This window comes from Ancylobacter vacuolatus, from assembly GCF_030813595.1.
Taxonomy (GTDB): domain Bacteria; phylum Pseudomonadota; class Alphaproteobacteria; order Rhizobiales; family Xanthobacteraceae; genus Ancylobacter; species Ancylobacter vacuolatus.
In genome coordinates this window covers 124,644-143,123 of record NZ_JAUSUH010000011.1, presented here as the reverse complement: position 1 = coordinate 143,123, position 18,480 = coordinate 124,644, and the positions used below count along the sequence as shown (strand labels likewise).

The following is an 18,480-nucleotide window of genomic DNA, read 5'->3' as shown; positions in this document are numbered from 1 at the left end:
GCCTCCCATGTGAGGGCGTTTCTGCCGGTCCGGGGCGGGGTCGCCCGGGACGGCGCAGGATAGGACGTTGCGGTGCCCGAGAGCACGACAGTCGAGACGCCCGGAGCCGACGCGGCCTCCCCCGATGCGGTGCGGCGCGCGCTGGCGCATGTGCTCGCCTCCGATGAGCTGCGTTCCTCGCCGCAGCTCGCCAACATCCTGCGCTTCGTCGTCGAGGCGACGCTGGATGGGCGCCGGGAGGCGATCAAGGGCTACACCATCGCTGTCGAGGCGCTGGGGCGCGACCCCTCCTTCGATCCGCAGACCGACCCGATCGTGCGGGTGGAGGCCACGCGGCTGCGCCGGGCGCTGGAGCGCTATTACGCTGGCGCCGGCGCCGCCGACGACCTCGAAATCGCCATTCCGCGCGGCAGCTATGTGCCGCATTTCCTGCCACGGCCGGCGGCGGGGGCCATGGCGCCCGCGCCAGCGCCAGCGCCCGCGACAGCGGAAGAGGCGCCGGAGGCGCTGGCCGATCTGGCGGGTGCCGACGCTTTCCTGGACGGCCTTTCGCGCGGAAATCCGGCTGAGCGGCCGGCCGAGCCGGTTGCCGCCCCGCTGCCGGTCGCCGTGCCGCGCCGCCGCATCGGCGTCGGCCTGGCGTTCGGTGTGCTTCTGGCTGCGGTGGTCCTTGTCGTCTCCGGCCTTGCGCTCGGCAGTCTCGACCCGCTTGGGCTGCGCGGCGTGCTGGCGGGCTCCCAGTTGGAGCCGCTGGAGCGGGCCAACCGGCTTGGCATACCGATGATCGAGGTGCGCAACTTCGAATCCACCGGCGGCCCGGTGCTGCCGCCCGGCGACACGCCCGCCCGTGCCGGCGCGGCGGGCAGCGGCGACTTCACCGCCGAGGCGATCGAGGTGCGGGTGCGCGACGCGCTGGCCCGCTTCGACCTGCTCGACGTGCTGGCGAGCCCGGACGCGCGCCCGGCGCTGCGCTGTGCGGGCGAGGAGGCCTCGCCCAGCTCCGCCTTCGCGCTGGGCGGGCTGGTGGAGAATCATGATGACGGCACGCTTTCCGTGCTGCTGCGCCTCTCCGACCTGTGCGACGGCACCATCGTCTGGTCGCGGGAGTTCGACAGCCTCCGGCGCGGCGGCGACGCCACGGCGCTGGAAATCGGACTGGTGCGCGACATCATGGCGGCCATCGCCGAGCCCTATGGGGTGATCCAGGCGCGGGCGCGGGCCCGCGTCACCGCCGCCGGCGGGCCGGCGATCGCGGGGCCCTATGGCTGCGTGCTCATCGCCTATTCCTATTGGCGCTCCTATCTGCCGGCCGAGCACGAGGCGGCGCGCGACTGTCTGGAGAAGGCGGTGGCGGCGGACCGCACCTTCGCGCTCGGCTACGCGCTGCTGGCGGAACTCAATCTCGACGAGATCCGCGCCGGCGTCCCGCCGCGCGCCGCGACCCCGGCGCTCAACCGCGCGCTGGCGGCGGCGGAGCAGGCGGTGGAGCTGGCCCCGACCAGCGCCTTCGCCCGCCGGGTGCTGATGGATGTGCATTTCTTCCGGGGCGAGCGCGCGGCCACGCTGGCGGCGGGGGCGAGCGCGCTGGAGCTCAACCCCTATGATGTCGACATATTGGCGGATTTTGGCGGGCGGCTGGTCGCTTTGGGCGACAGCGCGCGCGGCGAGGCAATGCTGGCGCAGGCCGCCCATGCGGCGCCGGGCATGCCGCCCTGGGTGGATTATCACCGCGTCATCGCCGCCTATCTCAGGGGCGATGCGGTGGCCGCCGCCGCGGCGGCGGACCATCTGATGGGCGAGGGCTACGCGCCGGGGCTGCTGGCGCGGGCGCTGGCCAGCCATCTCGCCGGCGAGGATGACGAGGCGCGGGCCGACCTCGCCAAGCTGGTGGCGATCGCGCCGGGCTGGGCGAGCGAGCCGGACACCATGATCCGCCGCTTCTTTCCCGATGCCGGCGTCGCCCGCAAGGTGCGGGCCGATCTCGCTGATCTCGGCCTGAAGCTGCGCGATTCCGCCGCCGCGAACTGAAATCGGCGGGCGCCGGGCCGGCGCGCACAAGGTCGCGTGGCGCGGGCGGGCGAGAGCGGCTATAGGCTGGGCCGCTTCCCGGATCTCCCCTCCACGCGGACCTTTCTCATGTCGGACAGTTTCGATCTCGCCATTGTCGGTGCGGGCGTCGTCGGTCTCGGCCACGCCATAGCGGCGCGGCGGCGCGGGCTGAAGACGGTTGTCATCGACCGTGACGCGCAGGCCAATGGCGCCTCGGTGCGCAATTTCGGCTTCGTCACCGTCACCGGCCAGCAGCGCGGCGAGTGCTGGCGCCGGGCGATGCGCTCGCGCGACATCTGGGCCGAAATAGCGCCCCGGGCCGGCATCGAGGTGGTGCATCGCGGCCTGCTGGTGGCGGTGCGGCGCGCCGAGGCGCTGCCGGTGCTGGAAGCCTTCCGCGCCACCGAAATGGGCGAGGGCTGCGAACTCCTCACGCCTGAGGCGACGCGCGAGCGGCTGCCGGCGCTCACCGGCGCGCTTTCCGGCGGGCTGTGGAGCCCGCACGACATGCGGGTGGAATCGCGCGACGCCATCCCCCGCCTCGCCGCCTGGCTGGCCAGCGAGGGCGTGGAATTCCGCCGCGAGAGCGCGGTCACAGTGGTCGAGCCGGGCCGGGTCGTCACCTCGTCCGGCACGGTGACGGCGTCGCGCATCGTGGTGGCGCCGGGCGATGATTTCCACACCCTGTTCGAGGACCGTTTCAAGGCCTATGGCGTCACCCGCTGCAAGCTGCACATGCTGCGCGTGAGCGACCCGGCGCTGGGCATGCTGCCGGGCTCCGTGATGACCGACCTCTCGCTCGGGCGCTATCTCGGCTATGCCGAACTGCCCGAAGCCGAAGCGCTGAAGCGCGTGCTGGAGGCCGAGCAGGCCGACCACCTCACGCATGGCGTGCATCTCATCGTGGTGCAGTCGGCCGATGGCTCGCTGGTCGTGGGCGACAGCCATCATTATGGCGCGACGCCGGACCCGTTCGCGCCCGATTTCGTCGACGAGCTGATCCTCGACGAATACGCCGCTCTGTTCGGCCGCCGGCCGCAGGTCAGCGAACGCTGGATCGGCACCTATGCCTCGGCCCCCGACCGGCTCGCCTTCATCGACCGGCCACACGAGCATATCCGCCTCGTGGTGGTGACCAGCGGCACCGGCGCCTCCACCGGCTTCGCGATCGCCGAGGAGGCGATGGCGGAACTGTTCGACTGAAGCGCCGGCATTGCCGCACGGCGCCCCATCCTCTAAACCCGCGCCGACACTCGTGAAGGACGGCGCCCATGGCCAAGGACAAACCCACCAAGCTTCGCGCCCGCATGCCGCGCGGCTTTGCCGATCGCGGGCCGGGCGAGCTCGTGCCGACGCGGGCGATGCTGGAGACGATCCGCAAGGTCTATGAGCTTTACGGCTTCGAGGCGCTGGAAACCCCCTTCATCGAATATACCGACGCGCTGGGCAAATTTCTGCCGGACCAGGACCGGCCGAATGAGGGCGTGTTCTCGTTCCAGGACGATGACGAGCAGTGGCTGTCGCTGCGCTATGATCTGACCGCGCCGCTCGCCCGCCATGTGGCGGAGAATTTCGACAAGCTTCCCAAGCCTTTCCGCAGCTACCGCGCCGGCTGGGTGTTTCGCAACGAGAAGCCCGGCCCCGGCCGCTTCCGCCAGTTCATGCAGTTCGACGCCGATACGGTGGGGGCGCCGACCGTGGCCGCCGATGCCGAGATCTGCATGATGATGGCGGACACGCTGGAGGCGCTTGGGCTCAAGGGCAAGTACGTCATCAAGGTCAATAACCGCAAGGTTCTGGACGGCGTGCTGGAGGCGATCGGCCTCGGTGGCGACGAGAATGCCGGCCGCCGGCTAACGGTTCTGCGCGCCATCGACAAGTTCGACAAGGTCGGCATCTCGGGCGTGCGCGACCTGCTCGGCGCAGGCCGCTGGGAGAACCCCGAAGCCAAGAGCGGCGACTTCACCAAGGGCGCGGGGCTGGATGAGGGGCAGGCGGACATCGTGCTGGCGTCTCTCAATCCCGGCGCGGGCCAAGCCGCCGAGAACGAGGCCTACCGTGCCGGCAGGGCGGAACTCGACGAGATTGGCGCGCTGGTGAACGCCGCCGGCTATGGGGATCGGGTGAAGATCGACCCCTCCGTCGTCCGTGGCCTCGAATACTATACCGGCCCGGTCTTTGAGGCGGAGCTGACCTTCGAGGTGAAGGACGAGAAGGGCCGCCCGGTGCGCTTCGGTTCGGTCGGTGGCGGCGGGCGCTATGACGGGCTGGTCGGGCGCTTCCGTGGCGAAGCTGTGCCGGCTACGGGTTTCTCCATCGGCGTCTCGCGGCTGGCTTCCGCGCTGTCCTATCTCAAGACCGACGCCACGCCGGAATTCGGCCCGGTCGTGGTGGTGGTGATGGATCGCGACCAGACGGCGCATTATATGGGCCTCGTCGCCACGCTGCGGCAGGCCGGCATCCGCGCCGAAATGTATCTCGGCAACCCGAAAAATCTCGGCAACCAGTTCAAATATGCCGACCGCCGCAATTCGCCTTGCGTGGTCATTCAGGGCTCGGATGAGCGCGCCAATGGCCAGGTGCAGATCAAGGATCTGATCGAGGGCGCCAAGGCCGCCGCCGCCATCACCGACAATGCCGAGTGGCGCGAGACCCGCCCGGCGCAGTTCGCCTGCACCGAGGGCGAGCTGGTCGACAAGGTGCGCGAGCTGCTCGACCATCACGGCGTCCCGCACGGCGCCGCGCGGGGGTGAGGGGGCTGCGTGCTTCGAGGCCCGGCGTTGCCGGGCGCCTCAGCATGACGAGGGCCTGACCGTCCGCACTGTCCGGGAGCGTCGTCATCCTGAGGTGCGCGCGCAGCGCGCCTCGAAGGATGGGCCGTCGCGCTCCGGCCCGTGCGGCCGCCTGGGGCGTCGCTGGTCCGGGAGACTCCCGCCCGCAAACCATCTCGCACCCCGCGCATGGACCCGGACGGTCCCCTTTGCTAGAAGCGCGCAGCTTTATCCAACGCCCATTTACCGCAGACCGGACCCGCCCATGCCCGCCGACCAAAGCCACGCCGAGGAACTGCTCGCGCTCTATGCGCGCGCCGGCTTCGCGCGCGTCGAGCCGCCGGTGCTCCAGCCCGCCGATGCCTTTCTCGACCTCTCGGGCGAGGAGATGCGGCGCACCATGTTCATCACCATGGACCCGGACGGGCGCGAGCTGTGCCTGCGGCCGGACCTCACCTTGCCGGTGTGCCGCCATTACATCGCGGAAGGCGCCGCGCAGATGCGCGATTTCGCCTATCTCGGCCCGGTGTTCCGTTCCGACGTGCCGGGCGGGGAACTCCTGCAGGCCGGCGTCGAATCCTTCGGCCGGCAGGACCGCGAGGCGGCCGATGCCGACCTGCTGGCGCTGGGGCTGGAGACGGCGGCGCTGTGGGGGGTGATCGACCCGACGATACGGCTCGGCGATGCCGGCCTGTTCGCCACTTTGCTCGACGCGCTGAACCTGCCCCCCGTCTGGCGGCGACGGCTGATCAAGGATTTCGCCCGCTCCGGCGATCTCGGCGCCGATCTCGCTCTGCTCAAGCAGCGCCCGGAAGAAGGCGGCGTCACCGCCCATGCCGGCGTGCTCTCGGCGCTGGCGGGCTCGGACCCCGACGCGGCGCGGGCGCTGGTGACGGACCTGCTCTCCATCGCCGGCATCTCCACCGTCGGCGGGCGCAGCGTGTCGGAAATCGCCGAGCGCTTTCTCGAACAGGCCGCGCCGGGCGACGGCGAGGGGCTGTCGGCGGAAAAGGTCGCGGTGATCGAGCGCTATCTCGCCATTGCCGGCACGCCCGACCAGGCGGCGGCGAGCCTGCGGGCGCTGGTCGAGGAAGCGGGGCTGGATCTCGCCCGCGCGCTCGACGCCTTCGAGAACCGCACCCATTTCATCGCCGCGCAGGGCATCGAGCCGGAACGGCTTTCCTTCGCCACCGCCTTCGGCCGGCCGCTCGATTATTACTCCGGCATGGTGTTCGAGCTGCACGAGAACGGCGCGGGTGCGCCCTTGGTGGCCGGCGGGCGCTATGACGGGCTGCTCGGCCGGCTCGGCGCCGGGGAACCCATCCCCGCCGTCGGCTTCGCCGTCTGGCTTGGCCGGCTCGACGCCGTGGAGGCCCGCTGATGAGTGCGCCGCTGATCATCGCCGTGCCGTCCAAGGGCCGGCTGCAGGAAAACGCCACCGGCTTCTTCGCCCGCGCCGGCATGTCGCTGACCCAGTCGCGCGGCGTGCGCGACTATCGCGGCACGCTGACCGGGGTGGAGGGGGTGGAAGTGGCCTATCTCTCCGCCTCCGAGATCGCCAGCCAGCTGGCCGCCGGCGCCGTGCATCTCGGCGTCACCGGCGAGGATCTGGTGCGCGAGAGCATTCCCGACGCCGATTCCAAGGTGCTGCTGGTGGAAGGGCTGGGCTTTGGCCACGCCAATGTGGTGGTGGCGGTGCCGCAGGCCTGGATCGACGTGCGCACCATGCGCGACCTCGACGATGTGGCGACGCATTTCCACGCCACGCGCGGCCGGCGGGTGCGGGTGGCGACGAAATATCTCAACCTCACGCGCGGCTTCTTCGCCCGCCACGGCATTGTCGACTACCGCATCGTCGAGAGCCTGGGCGCCACCGAGGGCACGCCGGCGGCGGGCACGGCGGAGCTGATCGTCGACATCACCACCACGGGCTCGACGCTGGCGGCCAATGCGCTGAAGGTGATCGATGACGGGGTGATGCTGCGCTCGGAGGCCAATCTGGTCGCCTCGCTGCATGCGGACTGGAACCCCACCGCGAAGGCGGCGGCGCGGGCGCTGCTCGACCGGGTGACGGCGGCCAAGCGCGCCGCCACCATGCGCGAGGTGAAGACGCGCTTTGCCGCCTGCGATGCCGGGGTGGTGCAGGAGGCGGTGCGCCGCTTCCGCGCCGTGGCGCCCTTCGGCGCGCCGACCTCCTCCGGCATGGTGACACTGCACTGCCCGCCGGACACGCTGCACGCTCTGGCGGTGTTTCTGCGCGAGCAGGGCGCGGCGACGGTGTCGGTCGGCCCGCTCGACTATGTGTTCGCCGCCGAGAACCCGCTTTACGAAAAGCTGGAAGCGCGGATCGGCTAGGGTCTTCGCCGCGCGGGCCTGCGTGCCGGGCCTGCGTGCTTCGAGGCTCGCTTGCGCTCGCACCTCAGCATGACGGGAGCTTCGGGAGTGGGGCGTTCGTCATCCTGAGGTGCCCCGGCGCCGCCGGGGCCTCGAAGGACGCAGGCGGCCACTCGCCCTGCTCCCCACTCAAGACGTGGATCCCGGATCGGCCTTCGGCCGTCCGGGATGACGTTCAAGGATGAGAGATCAGCCCTGGGCGGCCTGCGCCGTCTCCGCCACTTCCGGCAGCGCGAAGGCCGCCGCCTCGCCGATGGCGTGGCCGAACAGCACGAGGCAGGGCCCGCTGGCGCCGTCGGCCACGGCCCGCTCCAGCGCGCCCTGCAGCGTGGCGACGGTGGCGGGCACCTGCCGCTCTTCCGGCCGGGTGGCGGAGAACAGCGCGATGGCCGGCGTCGCCGGGTCGAGCCCGGCCGCCATCGCCTTGGCCGCCAGTTCGCCCCAGGTGCGCTGGGGCATGTAGACCACGGTGGTGGCGGCGGGGTCGGCCAGCGCCTGCCAGTCGAGATCGCGCGGCAGCTTGCCGTCGCGCGCATGGGCGGTGACGAATTGCAGCCGGCGGGCATGGTCGCGATGGGTGAGCGAGGTGGTGAGCCGGCTCGCCGCCCCCTGCGCCGCGGTGATGCCCGGCACCACTTCCACCGGCAGGCCAGCCTTGCGCGCCGCGGTGATTTCCTCGCCGGCGCGGCCGAACACCATCGGGTCGCCGCCCTTCAGCCGCACCACCCGCTTGCCCTGCTTCGCCAGCGAGACCATCAGCGCATTGATGTCGTCCTGCTTGCAGGAGGCCTTGTAGCCGGTCTTGCCGACCAGCATCTTGCGTGCCTCGCGGCGGGCGACATCCAGCACCGCCGGGGCGACGAGATCGTCATAGAGCACGACATCGGCCGATTGCAGCACCCGCACCGCCTTCAGCGTCAGCAGTTCCGGGTCGCCCGGGCCGGCGCCGACAAGGGCGACCGAGCCGCGCGGCGTGTCGGTGCGCTCCATTTCGGCGCGAGCGAGAAACTGTTCGCGCAGCGCCTCGGACGGTTCGTCCTCGGGGGTCTCCAGCGCGGCGCGGGTGAAGCGCTCCCAGAAGCCGCGGCGGCCCTGATAGGACAGGGCGAGGGCGGACACCGCCGGGCGCCAGCTGCGCGCGGCCTCGGCCCAGCGCTTGAAGCCCTGCGGGATCACCGCCTCGATCTTGGCCCGCACCGCCTGGCCGAAGACCGGGGCGGCGCCATCGGTGGAAATGCCGACCACGAGGGGCGAACGGTTGACGATGGCGCCGAAGGCGAAATCGCAGAAGGCCGGCTTGTCGACCACATTGACCGGCACGCCGGCGGTGTGGGCGGCCTGCGCGAAACGGGCGCATTCGTCATCGTCTTCGATCGCGCCGATGGCGAGCGCGGCGCCGGCAAGGTCTTCCAGCGTCCAGTCGCGGGCGATGAGGATCAGCTCGCCGTCGGGCGGGGCGGCGGCCAGCGCCAGCAGGTCCTCGCAGGGGTCGATGGCGAACACGTCCACCCGCGCGCCGGCGGCGGAGAGCAGTTCCGCCTTCCATGCCGCCGCCTCCGAGCCGCCGGCCAGCACCACCCGGCGCCCGGTGAGGGCGAAGAACACCGGCAGGCGGGCGAGCGGGGCCATGCGCGCCGGCGCGCGGGCAGCGCGGCGCTCAGTGGCGGGAGTGGGGGAGGCGGAATCGGTCATCGCGGCGGTCGTCCGAAAGAGCACTGTCGACTTATCACACAAAATCCACGTCCATTAAAGTCAATGAACTAAAATATTGCGGAAAATGTCAGTGGCTCTTTTCCGACAGCCGGTCGGTCCAGGCCAGCACCACGCCTGACAGCACGAACACGACATGGATGATGACCAGCCACATCAGCTGCTTCTCATCGACGCCGCGGTCGAGATTCATGAAGGCTTTCAACAGCGCGATGGCGGAGATGGCGACGATGGAGGCCAGCAGCTTCTGCTTGAGGCCGGCGAAATCGACCTTGGTCATCCATTCCGGCCAGGCGGCATGGCCGGAGCCGTCGATCTTGGCGACGAAATTCTCATAGCCGGAGAAGATGACGATGATGACCAGGCTGCCGGTGAAGGTGAGGTCGACCAGCGCCAATATGCCGAGAATGGTGTCGCTCTCGTCGAACTGCGTGGCATGGGTGACGAAATGGAACAGCTCGACGCCGAATTTGTACAGCAGCACCGCCAGCGCGATCACCAGCCCGAGATAGAACGGGGCCATGATCCAGCGGCTGAGCAGAATGATGCGTTCGATGACCTTTTCCATGCGTCCGTCACCCCGGCCTGACCCCGCTTCTCGCGGCTGCGAGAGGGGTGCCACGGCGCCGCGTCAGCGGCAAGGGGCAAGAAAGCGGGGCAAGAAAGCGGGGCAACAAGCGAGGCACCCGGCCGGCCCCGGCGGCCCCATCGCGCGTCAGAGCTCTTCCCTGACGGGCGCAGCCTCGACGCTGCGCTTCAGCCGGCCGAGCATGGAGGCCGCATAGGCGGCGTAGGGGCCGATCCAGCGCTCATGGAGGGCATGGATCGGCAGCGCGTCGAGATGGTTCCACCGCTCGCGCCCGCGCCGCTCGACGACGACGAGACCGGCCTCCTCCAGCACTTTGAGGTGCTGCATCACCGTGCAGCGGTCGAGTTCGGGCATCGACAGGCACAACATGCCTGTCGTGCGCGGCCCTGCCTTCAGCGCGTCCAGCAAGTGCCGCCGGGCGCGATGGCCAAGGGCCTTGAACAGGGTGTCGTCGGCGTCGTCGATTGACATGTTATAAATATATAACATATCGTGCCTGTCGCAAGAGGGGGAAAGCTTATGGAACCGGAATTCACCGTGGGCGGGCGCATCGACAGGCCGGTGCATGAGGTGTTCGAAGCTGTGGTCGATCCTGGCCTTCTGTCGCAGTTCTTCACCACTGGCGGGGCCACCGGCCGGCTCGCGACGGGCGCGGTGGTGACATGGGATTTCCATGAATTTCCCGGCGCCTGTCCCGTCCATGTGGTCGAGGTGGTGCAGGACCGGCGCATCGTGCTGCGGTGGGACGCGCCGGAAGGGACCGCGACCCCGGACGCATCCGGGGCGCGCCAGACCACGGTGACGATGACCTTCGAGCCGCTGGAGGACGGGCGCACGCTGGTGCGCATCAGCGAGCGCGGATGGTCACCGAGCGCGGCAGGCTGGAAGGCCTCCTACGGCAATTGCGAAGGCTGGACCGGCATGCTCTGCGCGATGAAGGCCTGGCTCGAACATGGCCTCAATCTCCGGCAGGGCTTCTATCGGTAGCGCGCCCGCCGGCGGGCGCGTCCACCTCGTTCAGTTCGCAACCACCTTCTGGTAGGTGTTCTTCATCTCGTCCTGAATGACGATGGCCGTGCCCTTGGCGACCAGAAGCAGGTCCGTGTCCGGGGTGCGGGTGCTGTAGTGCCAGCCCGCCGGCGGCTTCAGCCGGCTGCCGAGGCCGGCGAGGTCGGCATAGGTGAGCGCGGGGTCGACGATCTGGGCGTAGGACTGCATCACATAGACCGCGCCATCCGGGGCGGTGAGCTGGAACACCGGCTTGCCGGCGTCGAAGCGATAGGTGGTGTTGCGGTCGATGGTCTGCTCGGTATAGGCCGGCCCCATCGCCTGGTGCAGCGAGAGCGACACCTCGGCCCGCTTGGCCATGACGATGCCGCCGACCGTGATGATCTCGCCGGTCTTGGTGTCGCCCGAGGCGGAGATGCCGTCCATGATGAAATGGCGCGGCCCGTTCATGACCACGGCGAGCGTGTCGAACTGCGCGAGCAGCTCGCGCCGTGTGAGCGCGTCCCATTTGTCGGCCGGGCAGTCGTCGAAGCCGAGCGTGTTGAAGACGGAGGCCTTGAGGCCGTCCAGGGTGAGATGCACCGCCACCAGCTCGCAATAGCGCGCATCGCGCAGCACGGCCGGCAGCTTCGGCGTCGGCGCCGGCTGCTGCGCCACCGCGGCGCCGCCGGTCAGCGGAACCAGCAAAGCGAACAGGGCGGAAAGGCGGGAGCGGGAAGATGAGGTCACGGTCGTTCCTCGTTACGTCGGCGAGGCGCGAACGTTACGGCGCGGGTGCCGGGCGAGGGAAGACGGCCATGCGATGCGATCAAGAATAGACAGGGCGCCCCGTTGCGCGAGACGCGGGGGCGCGGCGGGAAATGCCGCCGCACCTGTCCTCGTCAGGCGGCGACGCCGGTGCCGATCGGGCAGGAGACGCCGGTGCCGCTGAGGGCGCAGTACCCGTTCGGGTTCTTGGCGAGGTACTGCTGGTGGTATTCCTCGGCGAAGTAGAAATGCGGGGCGTCGACAATCTCGGTGGTGATCGCCGGGAAACCCTTCGCCTGCAGGGCGACGTCATAGGCGGCGAGGCTGGCTTCCGCCTGCGCCCGCTGCTCGGCCGAGGTGACATAGAGGCCGGAGCGGTAGGTGGTGCCGACATCATTGCCCTGGCGCATGCCCTGGGTCGGGTCGTGGATCTCCCAGAACAGCTTGAGCAGCTGCGCATAGCTGATCTTGGCCGGGTCAAAGACCACCAGCACCGCCTCGGCATGGCCGGTCAGGCCGGTGCAGGTTTCCTCATAGGTCGGGTTCGGGGTGATGCCGTTGATGTAGCCGACGGCGGTCACATAGACGCCGGGCGTCTGCCAGAACTTGCGCTCGGCGCCCCAGAAGCAGCCGAGCCCGAAAATGGCGGTCTCGAACCCTTCCGGGTAGGGGCCCTTAAGGGCGTGGCCGTTGACGAAATGGGTTTCGGCGGTGGGCAGCGGGCGGGCGCGGCCGGGCAGCGCCTGCGCGGCGGTGGGCAGTTCGGCACTCTTCTTGAAGAAGAACATGGGGCAAATCCCTTCATGGACTGGCGCCAATATGGGGCGTGGCGTGCCCTTGCGCGAGGGCGGGCGCCATCACGCACGCGGCATCAGGTGCGCGGCATCAAGGTGCGAGGCATCACGCACGTGGCCCTTGCACGGCGGGCCGGCGGCCGATCAGCAGCAGCAGCGCGCCGGCGATGCCGAGCACCGCGAAGAGCGGCGCGCCGAGCACCGGCACGACGAGATAGTCCCACACCGTCGCTGACAGGCTGCGCGTGATGAAGGCCTGGAAGCGCGCCAGCGAATCCGGGCTCACCGCCAGCCAGGTGACGCCGAGCGGGGTGGTGACGATTTCCGACGAGGCGATGGAGCGCACGCCGTCCAGCACCAGGGCGACAAAGGCGCCGGCGAGAACCCACAGCCCGACGAAGCGGAAGAAAAAGCGGATCATGCGGCGTCCCGGTCCTCGTGCGCGAAGGGCGCATCTGTCGCGTCCGACCGTCTGTAGGCGGGGCGGGCGGGGGAGGCAAGGCCCCCGCGCCGGGTGGCGGGGGCGCCGCCACCCGCTGCAACGCCCGCCCGCCCGCCGCTTCGCGCGGCGTTGCGCCGCCGGCTCCCGCGTCCGTGAAGACCCTTAGCCTTGATGTGGATCAAGGTTGTCGACCTCCAGTGGCGCGAAAGCTCCCTCCACATCATGGAGTCGTTCCAGATCGGCCGATCGGAACGTGGAGGGTCGAATGACGCAGCTACACAGCTCCGCTGGCGAGGGACGCGGCTCGGGTGCCACCGAGCCCGGCGTCGACCAGAGCGGAAAGAAAATGACCTTTGGCGAGGGCGGGCTCGCCTTTGTCTTCGCGGTCCTGACGCTGTCCTGCATCACCGTGGCGGCCAAGACCCACGACGCGGCCTATGCCTTCCACGCCTATCTCTCCGCCTTCGCCAGCCTGGCGGCGGTGTTCGTCATCCTCAACCGCTATGCGGACCGCCCGGCGGCCCTGCCGGCGCGGGAGATCGAGGGCAAGCCGAACTACAATTTCGGCCCGGTGAAGTTCGCCACCCTCGCGGCGATGTTCTGGGGCATTGCCGGCTTCCTGATCGGCGTCATCATCGCCTTCCAGCTGGCCTTCCCCTGGCTGAACCTCGATTTGCCCTGGACGGCGTTCGGCCGGCTGCGGCCGCTGCACACCTCGGCGGTGATCTTCGCCTTTGGCGGCAATGTGCTGATCGGCACCTCGTTCTATGTGGTGCAGCGCACCTCGCGCGCCCGCCTCGCCGGCTATCTCGCGCCGTGGTTCGTGGTGCTGGGCTATAATTTCTTCATCGTCATCGCCGGCACGGGCTATCTGCTGGGCATCACCCAGTCGAAGGAATATGCCGAGCCGGAATGGTACGCCGATCTGTGGCTGACCGTGGTGTGGGTGACGTATCTGCTGGTCTATCTCGCCACGCTGTGGCGCCGGCAGGAACCCCACATCTATGTGGCGAACTGGTTCTACCTCGCCTTCATCGTCACCATCGCGATGCTGCATCTCGGCAATAATGCCAGCATCCCGGTCTCGGTGTTCTCGCCCAAATCCTACATCGTCTGGTCGGGCGTGCAGGATGCCATGGTGCAGTGGTGGTATGGCCACAACGCGGTCGGCTTCTTCCTCACCGCCGGCTTCCTCGCCATCATGTATTATTTCATCCCCAAGCGGGCCGACCGGCCGGTCTATTCCTACCGGCTGTCGATCATCCACTTCTGGGCGCTGATCTTCATCTACATCTGGGCCGGCCCGCATCATCTGCACTACACCGCGCTGCCGGACTGGGCGCAGACGCTGGGCATGACCTTCTCGATCATCCTGTGGATGCCCTCCTGGGGCGGCATGATCAACGGCCTGATGACGCTCTCGGGCGCCTGGGACAAGCTGCGCACCGACCCGGTGCTGCGCATGATGGTGGTTTCGGTCGCCTTCTACGGCATGTCGACCTTCGAGGGTCCGCTGATGTCGGTGAAGTCGGTCAACTCGCTCAGCCACTACACCGACTGGACCATCGGCCACGTGCATTCCGGCGCGCTGGGCTGGGTCGCCTACATCTCCTTCGGCGCCATCTACTGCCTCGTGCCGTGGCTCTGGCAGAAGCGGGAGCTGTATTCGCTGCGCCTCGTCAACTGGCACTTCTGGATCTCGACCATCGGCATTGTCTTCTACATCTCGGCGATGTGGGTGGCGGGCATCCTGCAGGGCCTGATGTGGCGCGCCTACACCTCGCTCGGCTTCCTCGAATACTCCTTCATCGAGACCGTCGAGGCGATGCACCCCTTCTACATCATCCGCGCTTTGGGTGGCGTGCTGTTCCTCGTCGGCGGGCTGATCATGGCGTTCAACATCTTCATGACCATCCGGCAGCCGGAGACGGCTGAGGCCGACACCGGCGCGCGCAACCCTTCCCTCGTGCCGGCTGAGTGAGGACGCAAGATCATGGCTGAAGCCGCCGCTCCGAAAAAGTCCCTCTGGGCCAAGCACGCCTTCCTCGAACGGAACTCGATCTGGCTGATGATCGGCATCCTGCTCGTGGTCGCCATTGGCGGCCTCGTCGAGATCGTGCCGCTGTTCTACCTCAAGAGCACGATCGAGAAGGTCTCCGGCGTGCGGCCCTGGTCGCCGCTGGAACTGGCCGGCCGCAATATCTATGTCCGCGAGGGCTGCTACAATTGCCACTCGCAGATGATCCGCCCGCTGCGCGACGAGGTGGAACGCTACGGCCACTATTCGCTGGCGGCCGAGAGCATGTATGACCGCCCGTTCCAGTGGGGCTCCAAGCGCACCGGGCCGGATCTCGCCCGCGTCGGCAACAAGTACTCCGACGAATGGCAGCGCCAGCACCTTGCCGATCCGCGCTCGGTGGTGCCGGGCTCGATCATGCCCGGCTACCCCTTCCTGGCGCAGACCCCGCTCAAGACCTACGAGATCGCCGACGACATGAAGGTCAACGCCGTGCTCGGCGTGCCCTATTCGGAAGCGATGATTGCCGAGGCGCTGGCCGACCTGAAGGCGCAGGCCACCCCCGACGCCGATGGCGACGGGCTGGTCGAGCGCTATCCCGGCGCGCAGCAGCGCGACTTCGACGGCAACCCCAAGGTTGTCTCCGAGGCGGATGCGCTGATCGCCTATCTGCAGGCGCTCGGCACCATGGTCGACTTCAAGCTTTACGACGACAAGGCAAACATCCGCTGAGGAGGCCGGGATGAACGAGACCTATCGCGCCCTCGCCGAATTCGCCCAGACCTGGGGGCTTCTCTACTTCGTCGGCATCTTCCTCTGCGTGCTCGCCTATGCGCTTTCGCCCCGGCGCGGCAAGCAGTTTGAAGACGCCGCCCGCATGCCGCTGCGCGAGGATTGACCATGGCCGAGCATCAAAAGAACGTGGACGCCGTCACCGGCGTGTCGACGACCGGCCACGAGTGGGACGGCATTCGCGAACTGAACAACCCGCTGCCGCGCTGGTGGCTGTGGACCTTCTATGCCTGCATCGTCTGGGCGGTGGTCTACTGGATCGCCTATCCCGCCTGGCCGCTCGTCTCCGGCTACACCTCCGGCGTGCTCGGCTGGAAGTCGCGCGACGCCATCGAGGTGCAGCTTGCCGATCTGCGCACCCAGCGCGGCGCGTTCGCCGAGAAGCTGCAGCAGGCGTCGCTCGCCGAGATCGAGGCCAACCCCGAACTGCTGTCCTTCGCCCGCGCCCAGGGCCGGGCGGCCTTCGGCGACAATTGCGCGCCGTGCCACGGCACCGGGGCCGCCGGCTCGGTCGGCTACCCCAACCTGAACGATGATGACTGGATGTGGGGCGGCTCGCTGGAGCAGATCCAGCAGACGCTGCTGCACGGCATCCGCTCCACCGATGCCGACGCCCATGTCGGCGACATGCCCGCCTTCGGCCGCGACGCCATGCTGCCGCGCCCGGAGATCGTGGCGGCGGCGGATTATGTGCGCTCGCTCTCCAATCTGCCGGTGCCGGCCGGGGTCACCCCCGATCTCGCCAAGGGCAAGGAGGTGTTCGAGACCAATTGCGCCGCCTGCCACGGGGCGGACGGCAAGGGCAATATCGAGCTCGGCGCCCCGAACCTCACCGACGGCATCTGGCTCTACGGCTCGGGCCGCGACAATGTGATCGCCTCGATCACCAATGGCCGCGCCGGCATCATGCCGGCCTGGGGAGGTCGTCTCGACCCGACCACCATCAAGGCGCTCACCGTCTATGTGCATGCGCTCGGGGGCGGGAAGTAACGCCTGCGCTTGACGGAGTGAGGCGATGCGGCGGGGTGTGCGGGGGAGTCCTTCCGCGACGTCCCGCCGCATAAGCATTTTTCCGCCCGGCAAGCCCCGGATCAACGGCCGCGAAGGGCGGGTTTAGAAAGCCTCCATGACAGGCGCGAACCGCTTAGAGGCGCGTAGCGCACGCTCCGGGGACCGACATGAACATGGCGACCAAGGTGGAACGGCTTGAAGAGCCGGAATATGACGACGACGCCCCGCTCTACGAGGCCCGTCGCAAGATCTACCCGATCGCCGTGCACGGCACCTTCCGCCGCATCAAATGGGCGCTGCTCATCGTCACGCTGGGCATCTATTATCTGCTGCCCTTCCTGCGCTGGGACCGTGGCCCCAATGCCCCCTCGCAGGCGGTACTGGTCGATCTCGCCAATGGGCGGTTCTATTTCTTCTTCATCGAGATCTGGCCGCAGGAAATCTACTACGTCACCGGCCTGCTGATCCTCGCCGCGCTGGTGCTGTTCCTGATGAACGCGGTGGCCGGCCGGCTCTGGTGCGGCTATCTCTGCCCGCAGACCGTGTGGACCGACCTGTTCCAGGCGATCGAGCGCATGGTCGAGGGCGACCCGCGCGAGCGGCGCGAGAAGCTGAAGACCGCCTCGCGCACCCAGCGCGTGTTCGAGGCCGCCGCCAAGCACACGCTGTGGCTGATGGTGGCGTGGTGGACGGGTGGCGCCTGGGTGCTCTATTTCGCCGATGCGCCGACACTGGTCTGGCAGCTCTTCACCGGCACGGCGCCGCTGGTCGCCTATCTCTGGATCGCCATCCTCACCTTCACCACCTATGTGCTCGCCGGCCATATGCGCGAGCAGGTGTGCACCTATATGTGCCCCTGGCCGCGCATCCAGGCGGCGCTGACCGACGAATACGCCTTCAACGTCACCTATCGCTATGACCGCGGCGAGCCGCGCGGCTCGTTCAAGAAGAGCGAGGCGCTGCGCGCGGCCGGCGTGCCCTCGGGCGACTGCATCGACTGCAAGCAATGCGTCGCTGCCTGCCCGACGGGCGTCGACATCCGCCTCGGCAGCCAGCTCGCCTGCATCCAGTGCGGCCTGTGCATCGACGCCTGCGATACGGTGATGAACAAGGTGGGCCGCCCGACCGGGCTGATCGCCTACGACACCGAGATGAATGTCGAGCGCCGCCAGCAGGGCCTGGCGCCGGTGGCGAAGGTTTTCCGCGCCCGCACCCTTCTCTATGCCGGGCTGATCGTCGTCGTCGGCGGCATCATGGTGGCGACGCTGGCGATGCGCGGCTCGGAGGGCGTCTCCGTCATCCATGACCGCAACCCGCTCTTTGTCCGGCTCTCGGACGGATCGCTGCGCAATGCCTACACGCTGCGCATCGTCAACAAGCAGTCGCTGCCGCGCCGTTTCGCCATCGCGGTGGACGGGGTGCCGGAAGCGCAGCTCGAAATCGTCGGCGGCATCTCGGAAACCGAGAATGGCCATCCCGTGGTCGAGGTCGGGCCGGACCAGACCTATGAGCTGCGGGCGCTGGTTTCCACCCACGCCAAGCTGCCGGCCAGCGCCTCGCTGCCCGTCACCTTCTCCGTCACCGATGTGATCGGCGGCGAGACCACCACCGCGCCCGACCATTTCAAGGGTCCCTGAGCGCCGACCGGAGGACGATCATGGCCGCACGCCGCAACGCATCAGATAAGGGGAAGGGCCGGCCGATTACCGGCCGCACCGTGCTTGTCTGCTTCATCGGCTTCTTCGGTGTCGTCTTCACCGCCAATTTCTTCCTCGTGCGGGCGGCGGTGACGAGCTTTGGCGGGGTGGAGACGGAAAGCTCCTACAAGGCCGGGCTCGCCTTCCGCGCCGAGAGCGAGGCGGCGGCGGCGCAGGATGCCCGCCACTGGCAGGTCGACGCGCATATCGAGCCCGGGCGGCTCGATGTCGCCGCCCACGATGCCGACGGCCGGCCGCTGACCGATGTCGCTCTGGTGGCGACGCTGCAGCACCCGACCGACCGCCGGCTTGACGTGCCGCTCGACCCGGTGCGGGTGAGCGCGGGCCAGTGGCGCGCCACCGACACGGTGGCCTCAGGGCAATGGGAGCTGGTGATCGAACTCAACCGCGACGGCGAGCGTCTGTTCCGCTCCACCAACCGCGTCATCATCCGGTAGC

The 18,480-nt window shown here is 68.8% G+C and carries 18 protein-coding genes; 12 read left to right on the top strand and 6 right to left on the bottom strand.

All coding sequences use genetic code 11. The features are described 5' to 3' along the window. The first annotated feature begins 72 nt into the window (after positions 1-72). The 5 genes from J2S76_RS19870 (at position 73) to hisG (ending at position 7,175) form a co-directional block, all read left to right on the top strand. Positions 73-2,028, top strand: coding sequence for a tetratricopeptide repeat protein (locus J2S76_RS19870; protein ID WP_307063321.1), 1,956 nt, complete (start codon positions 73-75; stop codon positions 2,026-2,028). 108 nt (positions 2,029-2,136) lie between these two features. Continuing rightward, positions 2,137-3,252: a TIGR03364 family FAD-dependent oxidoreductase gene (locus tag J2S76_RS19865; protein ID WP_307063319.1), complete on the top strand. Its 1,116-nt coding sequence runs from the start codon at positions 2,137-2,139 to the stop codon at positions 3,250-3,252. 68 nt (positions 3,253-3,320) lie between these two features. After that, complete coding sequence (gene hisS, locus J2S76_RS19860) at positions 3,321-4,802, top strand: histidine--tRNA ligase (RefSeq protein ID WP_307063317.1); 1,482 nt, start codon at positions 3,321-3,323, stop codon at positions 4,800-4,802. A 283-nt stretch (positions 4,803-5,085) separates the two neighbouring features. Beyond that, positions 5,086-6,201 carry an ATP phosphoribosyltransferase regulatory subunit gene (locus J2S76_RS19855; RefSeq protein WP_307063315.1) on the top strand — a complete coding sequence of 372 codons (1,116 nt, stop codon included), beginning with the start codon at positions 5,086-5,088 and terminating at the stop codon, positions 6,199-6,201. Next, entirely contained in the window at positions 6,201-7,175 is a 975-nt protein-coding gene (gene hisG / locus J2S76_RS19850) for an ATP phosphoribosyltransferase (RefSeq protein ID WP_307063313.1), read from the top strand. The genes J2S76_RS19855 and hisG overlap by 1 nt, the downstream gene beginning before the upstream one ends. Before the next feature lie 228 nt (positions 7,176-7,403). On the opposite strand, the gene cysG is transcribed toward hisG, so the two are convergent. The 3 genes from cysG to J2S76_RS19835 all read right to left on the bottom strand — a co-directional run bounded on the left by cysG (position 7,404) and on the right by J2S76_RS19835 (position 9,984). Further along, the gene (gene cysG, locus J2S76_RS19845; protein ID WP_307063312.1) at positions 7,404-8,906 is read right to left on the bottom strand and encodes a siroheme synthase CysG; all 1,503 of its coding nucleotides are present in this window, start codon (positions 8,904-8,906) and stop codon (positions 7,404-7,406) included. An 88-nt stretch (positions 8,907-8,994) separates the two neighbouring features. Next, positions 8,995-9,492 (bottom strand): TIGR00645 family protein, encoded by a 498-nt coding sequence (locus J2S76_RS19840; RefSeq protein ID WP_307063310.1) that lies wholly within the window; start codon positions 9,490-9,492, stop codon positions 8,995-8,997. Between the two features lie 147 nt (positions 9,493-9,639). Further along, the gene (locus tag J2S76_RS19835; RefSeq protein WP_307063308.1) at positions 9,640-9,984 is read right to left on the bottom strand and encodes an ArsR/SmtB family transcription factor; all 345 of its coding nucleotides are present in this window, start codon (positions 9,982-9,984) and stop codon (positions 9,640-9,642) included. A gap of 48 nt (positions 9,985-10,032) precedes the next feature. On the opposite strand from J2S76_RS19835, the gene J2S76_RS19830 reads away from it, so the two are divergent. Then, positions 10,033-10,500 (top strand): SRPBCC family protein, encoded by a 468-nt coding sequence (locus J2S76_RS19830; protein ID WP_307063306.1) that lies wholly within the window; start codon positions 10,033-10,035, stop codon positions 10,498-10,500. Positions 10,501-10,530: 30 nt separating this feature from the next. Here the strand turns inward: J2S76_RS19830 and J2S76_RS19825 are convergent, their stop codons facing one another. The 3 genes from J2S76_RS19825 to J2S76_RS19815 all read right to left on the bottom strand — a co-directional run bounded on the left by J2S76_RS19825 (position 10,531) and on the right by J2S76_RS19815 (position 12,483). Continuing rightward, entirely contained in the window at positions 10,531-11,250 is a 720-nt protein-coding gene (locus J2S76_RS19825) for a hypothetical protein (RefSeq protein ID WP_307063304.1), read from the bottom strand. A gap of 152 nt (positions 11,251-11,402) precedes the next feature. After that, complete coding sequence (msrA, locus tag J2S76_RS19820; protein ID WP_307063301.1) at positions 11,403-12,056, bottom strand: peptide-methionine (S)-S-oxide reductase MsrA; 654 nt, start codon at positions 12,054-12,056, stop codon at positions 11,403-11,405. A 112-nt stretch (positions 12,057-12,168) separates the two neighbouring features. Beyond that, positions 12,169-12,483 (bottom strand): hypothetical protein, encoded by a 315-nt coding sequence (locus J2S76_RS19815; protein WP_307063299.1) that lies wholly within the window; start codon positions 12,481-12,483, stop codon positions 12,169-12,171. A 367-nt stretch (positions 12,484-12,850) separates the two neighbouring features. On the opposite strand from J2S76_RS19815, the gene ccoN reads away from it, so the two are divergent. The 6 genes from ccoN (at position 12,851) to J2S76_RS19785 (ending at position 18,479) form a co-directional block, all read left to right on the top strand. After that, the gene (gene ccoN / locus J2S76_RS19810) at positions 12,851-14,485 is read left to right on the top strand and encodes a cytochrome-c oxidase, cbb3-type subunit I (RefSeq protein WP_307063456.1); all 1,635 of its coding nucleotides are present in this window, start codon (positions 12,851-12,853) and stop codon (positions 14,483-14,485) included. A gap of 12 nt (positions 14,486-14,497) precedes the next feature. Beyond that, the gene (gene ccoO / locus J2S76_RS19805; protein WP_307063297.1) at positions 14,498-15,253 is read left to right on the top strand and encodes a cytochrome-c oxidase, cbb3-type subunit II; all 756 of its coding nucleotides are present in this window, start codon (positions 14,498-14,500) and stop codon (positions 15,251-15,253) included. 10 nt (positions 15,254-15,263) lie between these two features. Further along, positions 15,264-15,419 (top strand): cbb3-type cytochrome c oxidase subunit 3, encoded by a 156-nt coding sequence (locus tag J2S76_RS19800; RefSeq protein WP_131833824.1) that lies wholly within the window; start codon positions 15,264-15,266, stop codon positions 15,417-15,419. A gap of 2 nt (positions 15,420-15,421) precedes the next feature. Then, positions 15,422-16,303 carry a cytochrome-c oxidase, cbb3-type subunit III gene (ccoP, locus tag J2S76_RS19795; RefSeq protein ID WP_307063295.1) on the top strand — a complete coding sequence of 294 codons (882 nt, stop codon included), beginning with the start codon at positions 15,422-15,424 and terminating at the stop codon, positions 16,301-16,303. Between the two features lie 188 nt (positions 16,304-16,491). Beyond that, on the top strand, positions 16,492-17,961 hold the full coding sequence (gene ccoG, locus J2S76_RS19790) for a cytochrome c oxidase accessory protein CcoG (protein ID WP_307063292.1): 1,470 nt from the start codon (positions 16,492-16,494) through the stop codon (positions 17,959-17,961). 20 nt (positions 17,962-17,981) lie between these two features. Further along, positions 17,982-18,479: a FixH family protein gene (locus J2S76_RS19785; RefSeq protein ID WP_307063290.1), complete on the top strand. Its 498-nt coding sequence runs from the start codon at positions 17,982-17,984 to the stop codon at positions 18,477-18,479. The last annotated feature ends 1 nt before the right edge of the window (position 18,480 follow it).

Coding starts and splice junctions, on each gene's coding strand:
- J2S76_RS19865 (WP_307063319.1), top strand. CDS start 2,137: ATGTCGGACAGTTTCGATCTCGCCATTGTCGGTGCGGGCGTCGTCGGT.
- hisS (WP_307063317.1), top strand. CDS start 3,321: ATGGCCAAGGACAAACCCACCAAGCTTCGCGCCCGCATGCCGCGCGGC.
- J2S76_RS19855 (WP_307063315.1), top strand. CDS start 5,086: ATGCCCGCCGACCAAAGCCACGCCGAGGAACTGCTCGCGCTCTATGCG.
- hisG (WP_307063313.1), top strand. CDS start 6,201: ATGAGTGCGCCGCTGATCATCGCCGTGCCGTCCAAGGGCCGGCTGCAG.
- cysG (WP_307063312.1), bottom strand. CDS start 8,906: ATGACCGATTCCGCCTCCCCCACTCCCGCCACTGAGCGCCGCGCTGCC.
- J2S76_RS19840 (WP_307063310.1), bottom strand. CDS start 9,492: ATGGAAAAGGTCATCGAACGCATCATTCTGCTCAGCCGCTGGATCATG.
- J2S76_RS19835 (WP_307063308.1), bottom strand. CDS start 9,984: ATGTCAATCGACGACGCCGACGACACCCTGTTCAAGGCCCTTGGCCAT.
- J2S76_RS19830 (WP_307063306.1), top strand. CDS start 10,033: ATGGAACCGGAATTCACCGTGGGCGGGCGCATCGACAGGCCGGTGCAT.
- msrA (WP_307063301.1), bottom strand. CDS start 12,056: ATGTTCTTCTTCAAGAAGAGTGCCGAACTGCCCACCGCCGCGCAGGCG.
- J2S76_RS19815 (WP_307063299.1), bottom strand. CDS start 12,483: ATGATCCGCTTTTTCTTCCGCTTCGTCGGGCTGTGGGTTCTCGCCGGC.
- ccoN (WP_307063456.1), top strand. CDS start 12,851: ATGACCTTTGGCGAGGGCGGGCTCGCCTTTGTCTTCGCGGTCCTGACG.
- ccoO (WP_307063297.1), top strand. CDS start 14,498: ATGGCTGAAGCCGCCGCTCCGAAAAAGTCCCTCTGGGCCAAGCACGCC.
- J2S76_RS19800 (WP_131833824.1), top strand. CDS start 15,264: ATGAACGAGACCTATCGCGCCCTCGCCGAATTCGCCCAGACCTGGGGG.
- ccoP (WP_307063295.1), top strand. CDS start 15,422: ATGGCCGAGCATCAAAAGAACGTGGACGCCGTCACCGGCGTGTCGACG.
- ccoG (WP_307063292.1), top strand. CDS start 16,492: ATGAACATGGCGACCAAGGTGGAACGGCTTGAAGAGCCGGAATATGAC.
- J2S76_RS19785 (WP_307063290.1), top strand. CDS start 17,982: ATGGCCGCACGCCGCAACGCATCAGATAAGGGGAAGGGCCGGCCGATT.